Annotated in this window: 12 protein-coding genes; 11 read left to right on the forward strand and 1 reads right to left on the reverse strand. The window is 62.5% G+C overall.

Features of this window, described 5'->3' with window-relative positions; translation table 11 throughout:
• The first annotated feature begins 52 nt into the window (after nt 1-52).
• From LUU92_RS01920 to hutG, 7 genes are all read left to right on the forward strand, one after another.
• Nucleotides 53-904 (forward strand): ABC transporter permease, encoded by an 852-nt coding sequence (locus LUU92_RS01920; protein WP_012721776.1) that lies wholly within the window; start codon nt 53-55, stop codon nt 902-904.
• Entirely contained in the window at nt 901-1,725 is an 825-nt protein-coding gene (locus tag LUU92_RS01925; protein WP_058423708.1) for a quaternary amine ABC transporter ATP-binding protein, read from the forward strand. The genes LUU92_RS01920 and LUU92_RS01925 overlap by 4 nt, the downstream gene beginning before the upstream one ends.
• 136 nt (nt 1,726-1,861) lie before the next feature.
• Nucleotides 1,862-3,373: a histidine ammonia-lyase gene (hutH, locus tag LUU92_RS01930; RefSeq protein ID WP_222540814.1), complete on the forward strand. Its 1,512-nt coding sequence runs from the start codon at nt 1,862-1,864 to the stop codon at nt 3,371-3,373.
• 20 nt (nt 3,374-3,393) lie between these two features.
• Nucleotides 3,394-4,932, forward strand: a complete 1,539-nt coding sequence (hutH, locus tag LUU92_RS01935) for a histidine ammonia-lyase (RefSeq protein WP_257103096.1) — start codon at nt 3,394-3,396, stop codon at nt 4,930-4,932.
• Between the two features lie 196 nt (nt 4,933-5,128).
• Nucleotides 5,129-6,538, forward strand: a complete 1,410-nt coding sequence (locus LUU92_RS01940; protein ID WP_257103097.1) for an L-histidine transporter HutT — start codon at nt 5,129-5,131, stop codon at nt 6,536-6,538.
• Between the two features lie 15 nt (nt 6,539-6,553).
• The gene (gene hutI / locus LUU92_RS01945) at nt 6,554-7,759 is read left to right on the forward strand and encodes an imidazolonepropionase (RefSeq protein ID WP_071492404.1); all 1,206 of its coding nucleotides are present in this window, start codon (nt 6,554-6,556) and stop codon (nt 7,757-7,759) included.
• Nucleotides 7,760-7,771: 12 nt separating this feature from the next.
• Nucleotides 7,772-8,572: an N-formylglutamate deformylase gene (gene hutG, locus LUU92_RS01950; RefSeq protein WP_093121421.1), complete on the forward strand. Its 801-nt coding sequence runs from the start codon at nt 7,772-7,774 to the stop codon at nt 8,570-8,572.
• 122 nt (nt 8,573-8,694) lie between these two features.
• Here hutG and LUU92_RS01955 read toward each other — a convergent pair.
• A protein-coding gene (locus LUU92_RS01955) for an IS3 family transposase (protein ID WP_428842196.1) occupies nt 8,695-9,830 on the reverse strand; the annotation gives its coding sequence in 2 pieces (ribosomal slippage) (nt 8,695-9,584 and nt 9,584-9,830; 1,137 coding nt in all).
• A 194-nt stretch (nt 9,831-10,024) separates the two neighbouring features.
• On the opposite strand from LUU92_RS01955, the gene LUU92_RS01960 reads away from it, so the two are divergent.
• From LUU92_RS01960 to dtd, 4 genes are all read left to right on the forward strand, one after another.
• Nucleotides 10,025-10,957 carry a choline ABC transporter substrate-binding protein gene (locus LUU92_RS01960; protein WP_071492402.1) on the forward strand — a complete coding sequence of 311 codons (933 nt, stop codon included), beginning with the start codon at nt 10,025-10,027 and terminating at the stop codon, nt 10,955-10,957.
• Nucleotides 10,954-11,889 carry an alpha/beta hydrolase gene (locus tag LUU92_RS01965; RefSeq protein ID WP_071492401.1) on the forward strand — a complete coding sequence of 312 codons (936 nt, stop codon included), beginning with the start codon at nt 10,954-10,956 and terminating at the stop codon, nt 11,887-11,889. Before LUU92_RS01960 ends, LUU92_RS01965 begins: the two co-directional genes overlap by 4 nt.
• 103 nt (nt 11,890-11,992) lie before the next feature.
• Nucleotides 11,993-12,964, forward strand: coding sequence for a prolyl aminopeptidase (pip, locus tag LUU92_RS01970; RefSeq protein ID WP_071492400.1), 972 nt, complete (start codon nt 11,993-11,995; stop codon nt 12,962-12,964).
• Nucleotides 12,961-13,398 (forward strand): D-aminoacyl-tRNA deacylase, encoded by a 438-nt coding sequence (dtd, locus tag LUU92_RS01975; RefSeq protein WP_071492399.1) that lies wholly within the window; start codon nt 12,961-12,963, stop codon nt 13,396-13,398. The genes pip and dtd overlap by 4 nt, the downstream gene beginning before the upstream one ends.
• Nucleotide 13,399: the final 1 nt, after the last annotated feature.

A 13,399-nucleotide genomic window follows, 5' to 3' on the forward strand; every position in this document is an offset into this window, starting at 1 on the left:
CTGAAGGGCCGGCCGGGCGCCTGGCCACAACCCACTGGATCGAGAGCACGATATGTTTCCTGAGAGTTTTACGTTTTCCATCGCCGACTGGGTCAACGGTTGGGTGGACTCACTGGTCACCAACTACGGCGATGTGTTCCGGCACATCTCCGACACCCTGCTGTGGGCCATCGTCAACCTGGAAGGCTTGCTGCGCGCAGCGCCCTGGTGGCTGATGCTGGCCATCGTCGGCGCCGTCGCCTGGCACGCGACCCGCAAGGTGGTGACCACGGCGGTGATCGTCGGCCTGCTGTTCCTGGTGGGCGCGGTTGGCCTGTGGGACAAGCTGATGCAGACCCTGGCCCTGATGATGGTCGCTACGGTGATCTCGGTGCTGATCGGCATTCCGCTGGGCATCCTGTCGGCGCGCAGTAATCGCCTGCGTTCGGTATTGATGCCGCTGCTCGACATCATGCAGACCATGCCGAGCTTCGTGTACCTGATCCCGGTGCTGATGCTGTTCGGCCTGGGCAAGGTCCCGGCGATTTTCGCCACGGTGATTTACGCCGCGCCACCGCTGATTCGCCTCACCGACCTGGGCATTCGCCAGGTCGACGGTGAAGTCATGGAAGCCATCAACGCCTTCGGTGCCAACCGCTGGCAGCAACTGTTCGGTGTGCAACTGCCGCTGGCATTGCCGAGCATCATGGCCGGTATCAACCAGACCACCATGATGGCGCTGTCGATGGTGGTGATCGCCTCGATGATCGGCGCCCGTGGCTTGGGTGAAGACGTGCTCGTCGGCATCCAGACCCTCAACGTCGGGCGTGGCCTTGAGGCCGGCCTGGCGATCGTGATTCTCGCAGTGGTCATCGACCGCATTACCCAGGCCTATGGTCGTCCACGGCATGAGGCGAGCAAATGACTACTGTCAGCAAAATCGAAGTCAAAAACGTCTTCAAGATCTTCGGCGCGCGTTCCAAGGATGCGCTGTCGTTGATCGGCCAGGGCAAGACCAAGGACCAGGTGCTGGCCGAGACCGGCTGCGTGGTCGGTGTGAACGACCTGTCCCTGAGCATCGGCACCGGTGAGATCTTTGTGATCATGGGGCTGTCGGGTTCCGGCAAGTCCACACTGGTGCGTCACTTCAACCGCCTGATCGACCCCACCAGCGGCGCGATCCTGGTGGACGGCGAAGACATCCTGCAACTGGACATGGAAGCCCTGCGCCAATTCCGTCGGCACAAGATCAGCATGGTGTTCCAGAGCTTCGGCCTGCTGCCCCACAAGAGCGTGCTCGACAACGTCGCCTATGGCCTGAAGGTGCGTGGCGAAACCAAGCAGGTCTGCGCCGAGCGCGCCTTGCAGTGGATCGAAACCGTGGGCCTCAAGGGCTACGAAAACAAATACCCGCACCAGCTCTCCGGCGGCATGCGCCAGCGTGTCGGCCTGGCCCGCGCCTTGGCGGCAGACACCGACATCATCCTGATGGACGAAGCCTTCAGCGCACTCGACCCGCTGATCCGCGCCGAGATGCAGGACCAGTTGCTGGAACTGCAAAAGACCCTGCACAAGACCATCGTGTTCATCACCCACGACCTCGACGAGGCCGTGCGTATTGGCAACCGCATTGCGATCCTCAAGGACGGCAAGCTGATCCAGGTCGGCACGCCTCGGGAGATCCTGCATTCGCCGGCGGATGAGTATGTGGATCGGTTTGTCCAGCGGCGGGCGGCGGTGGTCTGATCTGGATGTGTTGGTGAGGCTGATGGCCTCATCGGGGGCAAGCCCCCTCCCACAGGGGAATGCATTCCAAATGTGGGAGGGGGCTTGCCCCCGATAAGGCCGGTAAGGCTGCACAAGAATTGAAGAGAGTATGAACATGCCCCAGGCAACAAAAATCACCATCGCCGACACCCCGCTGCGCTGGCAGGACGTGGTCGCCGTCGCCCGCCACGGTGCCGTGCTAGAACTCTCGGGCCAGGCCTGGGCGCGCATCGACAATGCCCAGGCCATTGTGCAGCGCATCGTCACCAGCGGTGAGCGCGCCTATGGGGTGAACACCGGCCTGGGCGCGCTGTGCAATGTGTCGCTCAAGGGCGAGCAACTCAGCCAACTGTCGCGCAACACCTTGCTCAGCCACGCCTGTGGCGTCGGCCCGGTGCTGAGCGACGAGCAGACCCGCGCGATCATCTGCGCCGCCATCATCAACTACAGCCACGGCAAATCCGGCCTGCATCCGCAGGTGGTGCATTCGCTGCTGGCGCTGCTCAACCACGGCATCACGCCGCAAGTGCCATCCCAGGGCTCGGTGGGTTACCTGACCCATATGGCCCATGTTGGTGTGGCTTTGCTGGGCGTGGGTAACGTGAGTTACCAAGGTCGGGTCGTTCCGGCTCAAGAGGCATTGAGCGCGGAAGGTCTGCAGCCGGTGGTGCTCGGCGCCAAGGACGGCCTGTGCCTGGTCAACGGCACGCCGTGCATGACCGGCCTGAGCTGCCTGGCCCTGGCTGACGCCCATCACTTGCTGCAATGGGCTGACGTGATCGGCGCCATGAGTTTCGAAGCCCAGCGTGGGCAGATCGATGCCTTCGATGAAGAAATCATCGCGCTCAAGCCGCACCCGGGCATGCAGCACGTGGGGACCCATCTGCGCGCCTTGCTCGATGGCAGTGAAGTGATCGCCAGCAGCAAAGGTATCCGTACCCAGGACGCCCTGAGCATTCGTTCGATCCCGCAGATCCACGGCGCGGCCCGCGACCAGGTGGAGCACGCCACCCGTCAGATCGAGACCGAACTCAACAGCGCCACCGATAACCCGCTGGTGCTCGGCACGCCGGAACACTACCGCGTGGTGTCCCAGGCCAACCCGCACGGCCAGTCCGTGGCGCTGGCGGCGGACATGCTGGCGATCGCCATGGCCGAAATCGGTTCGGTGGCCGAACGTCGCCTGGACCGCCTGATCAATCCGCACGTCAGCGGCTTGCCGGCGTTCCTGGTCAGCAACCCCGGGGTCAACTCCGGGATGATGATCGTGCAGTACGTCGCCGCCTCCCTGTGCGGGCAAAACCGCCAACTGGCGCAACCGGCGGTGCTCGACAACTTCGTCACCTCGGGCCTGCAGGAAGACCACCTGAGCATGGGCACCAATGCCGCGCTCAAGCTGCACCAGGTGCTGGCCAACGTGACCCAGATTCTCGCCATCGAGTACTTGTTGGCGGCCCAGGCGTTCGAGTTTCTCAAGGAACAACGTTTCGGCGCCGGCACCGACCGTGCCTGGCGGTTGTTGCGTGAAGTCGTCCCGGCCTATGAACAGGACCGCTGGCTGGCGCCGGACATTGCCGCCGCCGCTCAGCTGCTGAAAAACACCGATTTACCGAATGTGCACTTTTAAAAGAACAATTCAGAAGGAGTATGAATGTGACTGCGCTAAACCTGATTCCAGGCCAACTGAGCCTTGCCCAACTGCGAGCCATCTACCAGCAGCCGGTAACCCTCAGTCTGGATGACAGCGCTACGGCGCAGATCGACGCCAGTGTGGCCTGCGTGGAGCAGATTCTCGCCGAGAACCGCACCGCCTACGGCATCAACACCGGTTTCGGCCTGCTGGCCTCGACCCGCATCGCCAGCGAAGACCTGGAAAACCTCCAGCGTTCCCTGGTGCTGTCCCACGCCGCCGGCGTCGGTGAGCCGATCAGCGATGCGCTGGTGCGGCTGGTCATGGTGCTCAAGGTCAACAGTCTGAGCCGTGGTTTCTCCGGCATCCGCCGCCAGGTGATCGACGCGCTGATCGCGCTGATCAACGCCGAGGTATACCCGCATATTCCGCTGAAAGGTTCGGTGGGTGCCTCCGGCGACCTGGCGCCGTTGGCGCACATGTCCCTGGTGCTGCTGGGCGAAGGCAAGGCACGCTACAAAGGCGAGTGGCTGGAAGCGACCGACGCGCTGAAAGTCGCCGGCCTCACGCCGCTGACCCTTGCCGCCAAAGAAGGCCTGGCGCTGCTCAACGGCACGCAGGTGTCGACGGCTTATGCACTGCGTGGCCTGTTCGAAGGTGAAGACCTGTTCGCCAGCGCCCTGGCCTGCGGCGGCCTCACCGTGGAAGCGGTGCTGGGTTCGCGTTCGCCGTTCGACGCCCGTATCCACGCGGCTCGCGGCCAGCGCGGCCAGATCGACGCGGCGGCGGCCTACCGCGACCTGCTCGGCGAAAGCAGCCAGGTGTCCCAGTCGCACCAGAACTGCGACAAGGTGCAAGACCCGTACTCGCTGCGCTGCCAGCCACAAGTCATGGGCGCCTGCCTGACCCAGTTCCGCCAGGCCGCTGAAGTGCTGGTGGTCGAGGCCAATGCCGTGTCGGACAACCCGCTGGTGTTTGCCGCTGAAGGCGACGTGATTTCCGGTGGCAACTTCCACGCCGAACCGGTGGCCATGGCGGCCGACAACATGGCGCTGGCCATCGCCGAAATCGGCTCCCTGAGTGAGCGCCGTATCTCGTTGATGATGGACAAGCACATGTCGCAACTGCCGCCGTTCCTGGTGGGCAATGGCGGTGTGAACTCTGGTTTCATGATCGCCCAGGTGACCGCTGCCGCGCTCGCCAGCGAGAACAAGGCGTTGTCTCATCCCCATAGCGTCGATAGCCTGCCGACCTCCGCCAACCAGGAAGACCACGTGTCGATGGCCCCGGCTGCGGGCAAACGCCTGTGGGAAATGGCTGAGAACACCCGTGGCATTCTCGCGGTTGAGTGGCTGGCCGCGTGCCAGGGCCTGGACCTGCGCGAAGGCCTGAAAACTTCACCGAAGCTGGAAAAGGCGCGTGGCATCCTGCGCGCCAAAGTGGGCTTCTATGACAAGGACCGCTTCTTCGCCCCGGACATCAATGCCGCCAGCAAACTGCTCGCCACTCGCTGCCTGAATGAGCTGGTGCCGGCCAAGCTGCTGCCGAGTCTGTAACCGATCCATAGGACGACATGCTTCCTGTGGTGAGCGGGCTTGCCCCGCGTTGGGGCGCGAAGCGGCCCCAAACCCGACGACCGCAGAAGGGCTGCTGTGCAGCCCAACGCGGGGCGAGCCCGCTCACCACAAGAGAAGGCATTCATCACGCAGCCGTTCGGATTTTTCTCAGGATAAAAATAATTAAGGACGAGAAATGCATCAGCAAGAAAAGGCTTTGAAACGCGGGCTCAGCGCCCGACATATTCGCTTCATGGCACTCGGTTCCGCGATCGGCACCGGGTTGTTCTATGGCTCCGCCTCGGCTATCCAGATGGCCGGCCCCGCTGTGCTGCTGGCCTACCTGATCGGCGGCGCCGCCGTGTTCATGGTGATGCGCGCCCTCGGCGAAATGGCCGTGCACAACCCGGTCGCCGGTTCCTTCGGCCAGTACGCCAGCACCTACCTGGGCCCCATGGCCGGGTTTGTCCTCGGTTGGACCTACGCGTTTGAAATGATCATTGTGTGCCTGGCCGACGTCACCGCGTTTGGCATCTACATGGGCTTCTGGTTTCCCGAGGTTGCGCGTTGGGTCTGGGTGCTCGGCATCGTGTTCCTGATCGGCGGCCTGAACCTGTGCAACGTCAAGGTGTTTGGCGAAATGGAGTTCTGGCTGTCGCTGCTCAAGGTCGGCGCCATCGTCGCGATGATCCTCGGCGGTTTCGGCATCCTGCTGTTCGGCATCCATTCCGCCGGTGAGGCCCAGGCCAGTGGCCTCAGCAACCTGTGGGCCCACGGCGGCTTCATGCCCAATGGCATTGGTGGCCTGATCGCCTCGTTCGCGGTGGTGATGTTTGCCTTCGGCGGCATCGAAATCATCGGCATCACCGCTGGCGAAGCCAAGGATCCGCAACGTGTGATCCCCAAGGCGATCAACGCAGTGCCACTGCGCATCCTGTTGTTCTACGTGCTGACCCTGTTCGTGCTGATGGCCATCTATCCGTGGCCGCAGATCGGCAGCCAGGGCAGCCCGTTCGTGCAGATCTTCAGCAACCTGGGCATCGGCTCGGCGGCGACCCTCCTCAATATCGTGGTGATCTCGGCCGCCGTCTCGGCCATCAACAGCGACATCTTCGGCGCCGGCCGCATGATGTACGGCCTGGCCCAGCAAGGGCAGGCGCCCAAAGGCTTTGCGCAGTTGTCAAAACACGGTGTGCCATGGATGACCGTAGTAGTGATGGGCGCAGCCTTGCTCGGTGGCGTGGTGCTCAACTACCTGATCCCGGAAAACGTATTCCTGCTGATCGCCTCGATTGCCACCTTCGCCACCGTTTGGGTGTGGCTGATGATCCTGTTCACCCAGGTCGCCATGCGCCGCTCGATGAACAAGCAGCAAGTCGAGGAGCTGAAATTCCCGGTGCCGTTCTGGCCCTATGCGCCGGCGGCCGCCATCGTGTTCATGCTATTCGTGTTTGGTGTGCTGGGTTACTTCCCGGACACCCAGGCTGCCTTGCTGGTCGGCGCCGTATGGATCGTGCTGTTGGTGCTTGCCTACCTGCTGTGGGTCAAACCCGCTGCCGGTCAAGCGGCCAAGGTCCATTACGACCCGGCTTTGTCTCATCGTTAATCCAGGGAGGCGTTGATGAAAACGCTTTGGCAACACTGCCATATCGCAACCATGGCCCAGGGCAAATACTCGATCATCGAGGATGCCGCCATGGTCACCGCGGGTTCACTCATCGAGTGGATCGGCCCCCGCAGCCAGGCACCGACGGCGGATTACGCCCAGGTGCATGACCTGCATGGCGCGTGGGTCACCCCCGGGCTGATCGACTGCCACACCCACACGGTGTTCGGCGGTAACCGCAGCGGCGAATTCGAGCAGCGTCTCGAAGGCGTGAGCTACGCCGAGATCGCGGCCAAGGGCGGCGGTATTGCCAGCACGGTGCGCGCCACTCGCGCCGCAACCGAAGATGAGCTGTTTGCCAGTGCTGAAAAACGCCTGCGCAGTCTGCTACGGGACGGTGTCACCAGCGTGGAGATCAAGTCCGGCTACGGCCTGGACCTGGCCAACGAACGCAAGATGCTGCGTGTGGCCCGTCGCCTCGGTGAAGCGCTGCCGGTCAGCGTGCGCGCCACATGCCTGGCGGCCCACGCGTTGCCGCCGGAGTACAAGGACCGCGCCGACGATTACATCGAGCATATCTGCGCCGAGATGTTGCCGGCCCTGGCCGCGGAAGGGCTGGTGGACGCGGTGGATGCGTTCTGTGAATACCTGGCGTTTTCCACCGAGCAGGTGGAGCGGGTCTTCAAGGTCGCCCAGCAACTGGGCTTGCCGGTGAAGCTGCACGCCGAGCAGCTTTCGTCGCTGCACGGCTCCAGCCTGGCCGCGCGTTACCAGGCGCTGTCGGCGGATCACTTGGAGTTCATGACCGAAGCAGACGCCATCGCCATGGCCGCCTCCGGCACCGTCGCGGTGTTGCTGCCGGGCGCGTTCTACTTCCTGCGCGAAACCCAGTTGCCGCCGATGGACGCCCTGCGCAAACACGGCGTGAAGATCGCCATCGCCAGCGACCTCAACCCCGGCACCTCGCCGGCGCTGTCGGTGCGCCTGATGCTGAACATGGCCTGCACCCTGTTCCGCATGACCCCGGAAGAAGCCCTGGCCGGTGCCACGCAACATGCGGCTACCGCATTAGGCATGGGCGACACCCACGGCTCCCTGGAAGTGGGCAAGGTCGCGGATTTTGTCGCCTGGCAAATCGATCGCCCCGCCGACCTCGCCTACTGGCTGGGTGGCGAGCTGGATAAACGCGTCGTGCGCCATGGCGTCGACGTCACTGTGTGAGGAGTACTGCTTGTGGATAAGGTTCTGAACTTCAAACAAGGCCGCGTGCCGCTGCTGATCAGCATGCCCCATGCCGGTCTGCGCCTGACGCCTGCGGTCGAAGCCGGGTTGATTCCCGAGGCGCAAAGCCTGCCGGATACCGATTGGCACATTCCTGCGCTGTATGACTTCGCCGAAGAGCTGGGCGCCAGCACCCTGGCCGCCGAATACTCGCGGTTTGTCATCGACCTGAACCGGCCATCCGACGACAAGCCGCTGTACGCCGGCGCGACCACCGGGCTGTACCCGGCAACGCTGTTCGACGGCGTGCCGTTGTTCCGCGAAGGGCTGGAGCCGTCCCCGGAGGAACGCGTCAGCTACCTCCAGAAAATCTGGGGGCCGTACCACCGTGCCCTGCAAGAAGAACTGGCGCGCCTCAAGGCCGAGTTCGGCTATGCCTTGCTGTTCGATGCGCACTCGATCCGCTCGGTGATCCCGCACCTGTTCGACGGCAAGCTGCCGGACTTCAACCTTGGCACTTTCAATGGCGCCGCGTGTGATCCCGAATTGGCCAGCCAATTGGAAGCCATTTGCGCCGCGCACCCGCAGTACTCCCATGTACTGAACGGGCGCTTCAAGGGCGGCCACATCACCCGGCATTACGGCGATCCGGCTCAGGATGTCCACGCGGTGCAGTTGGAGTTGTGCCAGAGCACTTATATGGAAGAGGTTGAACCGTTTCGGTATCGCCCTGACTTGGCCGAACCGACGCGGGTGGTGTTGAAGCAATTGCTGGAGGGGGTATTGGCCTGGGGGCAAGCGCGCTATCGGTGAATTGGGGTGCTGCTGGAATAGCTATCGGGGGCAAGCCCCCCTCCCACCTTTTGATTGGTGAACCCAGTCAAATGTGGGAGGGGGCTTGAACTGGTCAAGTAATCTTGGACACCGATTAAGGTTCATGCCGCCAACCTTTCCTTCGCGACCGGCGACCGGTAGTCGTTGTAGCTGTGAGGCCTGCTGATGTTGTAGCGCGAGACATAGCGCTGCACATCTGCCCGGGCCTCATGCTCCAGTTTGTAGCCCGTTTCAGGAACCCACTCGGATTTCAAACTACCAAAGAAACGCTCCATCGGGGCGTTGTCCCAGCACTCGCCTTTACGGCTCATACTTTGCCTAAACCCATGCTTCACAAGCGCGTTTCGGAATTTATGGCTGGTGTACTGGCAACCTTGGTCAGAGTGAAACAACACATCCTCGGGATGGCCGCGTAGCTCAACTGCCATGCGTAGTGCCTCGCAGGTCAGGTTGGCATCCGAAATCATCGAGAACGACCAGCCTACGATCCTGCGAGCGTACAGATCCAGAACGGCGGCGAAGTACATCCAACGCTTGCCGACCTTGATGTACGTTACGTCGCCACACCACACCTGATTAACCGCCGTCACATCAAATTTCCGCTTGAGCACATGCGGCGCCACCAAGGCCTCCACGCCCGGCGACTTGTACTTATGGCGCCTGCGCTGACGACTAGCGATGCCAGCCTCGCGCATCAAATTGCGAGCCATGTAACGTCCGACACGATGTCCTTTGGCTTGCAGCTCCTTGGACAAGGTACGTGCGCCCGCCGACTCTCTCGACGCCTTGTGGTGCCTGACCAGCGCGGCTTTGAGCTTTTCCCGCTCAGGATTTGCTCTGCCCTGGCGCTGGCGCCAGGCATAGAAGCTGCTGCGGTTAACCCCGAACGCCCGGCAACACCTTTTAACGCCGTACTGCTCGTCCAGCTCATCGATCAGCGTGAATGATCTTTGGCGTCCAAAAGCAGGAGAGCACTGGCCTTTTTTAAGATTTCAATGTCCAGGTCTTTCTCCCTGAGCAGGGCTTTGAGTCTCTGGATCTCTCGTTGATCAGCGGTAATTGCCTTGGCTCCCACCGGAGTCGAGCCCAAGCGTTCTTTTTGCACTTGATCGACCCAACGGCGCAGAGCAGTAGGACCAATATCCAGGCTGGCACAGACCTCGGTAACCGGCTGACCTTCATCCAGCACCATGCTGGCAGCCTTGAGCTTGAACTCACTCGAATAAGATTTACGCATATCCAAACACCTCAGATTTGGGCGCTATCATAGCGCCCGATTGAAGTGTCCAAAATCATTAGGCCAGTTCAGCTTGCCCCCCGATGGCGGTCTCACCGTCGCCCCAGTGCAACTGCCGGTCGCCACAGTTCGTGTTGAATGCATGCTCACTGCGTAAGGTTGTTTAATAAAAACAGCCGAGTGAGTGCTCACCCATGAAAAAACTGTTGTTGCCCCTCACCTGTGTCGCACTGCTCAGTGCACACGCCATGGCCGCCGAACCGACCTCCTGCAAAAGCATCCGCATGGGCGTGGTCAGTTGGACCGACGTGATCGCCACCTCGGGCATGGCCGACGTGCTGCTCAATGGCCTGGGCTACGACAGCAAGCAGACCAGCGCGGTGCAGCAGATCATCTTCGCCGGCATCCGCGACAAGCGCCTGGACATCTTCCTCGGCTACTGGAAACCCGCGATGGACAACAACATTGCGCCGTTCCTGGCGGCCAGGCAGGTCAAGGTTTTCGACACCCCAAGCCTCGCCGACGCCCAGGCCACCCTGGCCGTGCCGCAGTACGTAGCCGACGCAGGCTTGAAGACCTTTGCCGACATCGCCCGATTCAAGGACAAACTGGGCGGCAAGATCTATGGCATCGAGCCGGGCAGCGGCGCGAATACCGATATACAGAAAATGATCGACACCAATCGTTTCGGCCTGGGCGGCTTCAAGCTGGTGGCCTCGGGTGAGGCGGGCATGCTGGCCGCCGTGCAGCGCGCGGTGAATCGCAAGGAGTTCGTGGTGTTCGTCGGTTGGACCCCGCACCCGATGAACATCAACATGAAAATGGCCTATCTCACCGGCAGCGAAGACGTGTTCGGCCCCGACGAAGGCCGTGCCGCCGTGTCCACCGTCACCGCGCCGGACTTTGCCGAGCGTTGCCCCAACGCCAACCGCCTGTTGGAGAACCTTACCTTCACCGCCGCCCAGGAAAGCCAACTGATGGTGCCGATCATGGAACGCCAGTCGCCGCAGGATGTGGCCAGACAATGGCTGCGCGACCACCCCGAGGATTTGCAGCGCTGGCTGGCCGGGGTAAAGGCGTTTGATGGCGGCGATGGTGTGGCGGCGGTGCAGGCGAGCCTTAAATGAGTGGGTATCCGATTTCGCCTGAGCTGGCGGCGTTTGTGGAGAAGACGGAGTCCTTCACCAGCGAAGACACGTCGCTGGCTGGGTTGCGCAACGGCTACGACCGCATGTGCCAGGCGTTTACCCCGCCGTTGCCCGAGGGGCTGACGATTTCGGATTTTTCCCTGGCTGGCGTGAGTGTGCGCAGCTATCTGCCCACTGCCCCCACGCCCCTGGATGGCTGGCCGTGCCTCCTTTATATGCACGGTGGTGGTTGGGTGGTCGGTGGGCTGGACTCCCACGATTTCATCTGTTTCGAACTGGCCAGTACCTTGCAGGTGCTGGTGATCGCCATCGACTACCGGCTGGCGCCGGAGCATCCGTTCCCCGCTGCCTATCAGGATTGCCGCGCCGTGTGGCAGGCGGTCCAGGCGGGGCAGGGGCCGCATGCCATCAACCTGCAACGTCTGGTGGTGATCGGCGACAGCGCGGGCGGCAACCTGGCCGCGGCGTTGTGCCTGGGGTTGCGCGACGACCGGCAGCCACTGCCGCTGGCCCAGGTGCTGATTTACCCGGGGCTGGGCGGCCCGCCTGACTTGCCGTCGAGGCGCGACTGCGCGGATGCCCCCTTGCTCAGCAGCGCCGACACTGACAGTTACCTGACGCTGTACCTGCAGGGCAGCGGCAAGCCCACGCTCTATGCCATGCCGCTGCTGGCCAATGACTTCAGCGGTTTGCCCAGGGCGCTCATCGCCGTGGCCCAGTTCGACCCGCTGCGCGATGACGGCATGCTGTACGCCGAGCGCCTGCAAGCGGCGGGTGTGAGCACCGTGCTGTATCCGGGCAAAGGCCTGGTGCACGGCTGCCTGAGGGCGCGGCGGCACGTGCCGGAGGTGGACCGGCTCTACGATTTCCTGCTGGATTACCTGGGGAGCGAAGGGCTGACACAGGTCTAAGCGCTCTAGGACATGCTCATTGCACAATTCGGGTTTATAGTGCCAGACGGCAAAATAAAAGACGTCCCCCCAGGGATGAACCCGACCCCCTACGGAGCGCGCAATGCAGACTTGGTACCCGCAGATCAAACCCTACGCCCGGCACGATCTGGCAGTCGATGACACCCACACCCTGTACGTCGATGAAAGTGGCTCCCCCGAAGGCTTGCCCGTCGTATTCATCCATGGTGGCCCTGGTTCCGGTTGCGATGCACAGAGCCGCTGCTATTTCGACCCGAACCTGTACCGCATCGTCACCTTCGACCAGCGTGGTTGCGGTCGCTCCACCCCGCGCGCCAGTCTGGAAAACAACACCACCTGGGACCTGGTCGCCGACCTTGAGCGCATCCGCGAGCACTTGGGCATCGACAAATGGGTGCTGTTCGGCGGTTCCTGGGGCTCGACCCTGTCCCTCGCCTACGCGCAAACCCACCCGGAACGCGTGCATGGTCTGATCGTGCGCGGCATTTTCCTGGCCCGGCCGCAGGACATCCATTGGTTCTACCAGGAGGGCGCGAGCCGCCTGTTCCCGGATTACTGGCAGGACTACCTTGCGCCGATCCCGGCGGAAGAGCGCCACGACATGATTGCGGCCTACCACAAGCGTCTTACCGGCAACGACCAGATCGCCCAGATGCACGCGGCCAAGGCCTGGTCCGGCTGGGAAGGGCGCATGCTGGGCCTGTGCCCGAGCCCGCAGCATGTGGAGCGTTTTTCCGAACCGCAACGCGCGCTGTCCATTGCGCGAATCGAGTGCCACTACTTCACCAACAACTCGTTCCTTGAGCCCAACCAGTTGATCCGCGATATGCACAAGATCGCCCATCTGCCTGGCGTAATCATTCACGGGCGCTACGATATGATCTGCCCATTGGATAACGCCTGGGAGTTGCACCAGGCGTGGCCCAACAGTGAGCTGCAGGTGATCCGCGAAGCCGGCCATGCGGCGTCCGAACCCGGCATCACCGATGCCCTGGTGCGTGCGACCAGCCAAATGGCACGTCGCTTGCTCGATCTGCCGCCTGAAGAAGCATGAAGGGCCTGTTGCAACGGGTGAGAGGCGCCCGGGTGGAGGTCGCGGGCGAAATCGTCGGCGCTATCGACCAGGGGTTGCTGGTGCTGGTGGCCGTCGAGCCTACGGATACGCCGCACAGTGCCGATAAACTGCTGCACAAGCTGCTGAACTACCGGGTGTTCAGCGATGACCAAGACAAGATGAACCTGTCGTTGAAGGATATCGACGGCGGTTTGTTGCTGGTGTCGCAGTTCACCCTGGCGGCGGATACCAAGAGCGGGCTGCGGCCGAGCTTCTCCACAGCAGCCCCGCCGGCCCTGGGAGCGGCGCTTTTTGATCACTTGCTGTTACAAGCGCAACAATTGCATGGCAGGGTGGCGTCGGGGCGTTTTGGCGCCGATATGCAGGTGCATTTGGTCAATGATGGCCCTGTGACCTTCCTCTTGCAGACGTGAA

It is taken from the genome of Pseudomonas extremorientalis (assembly GCF_024584605.1).
Classification (GTDB): domain Bacteria; phylum Pseudomonadota; class Gammaproteobacteria; order Pseudomonadales; family Pseudomonadaceae; genus Aquipseudomonas; species Aquipseudomonas extremorientalis.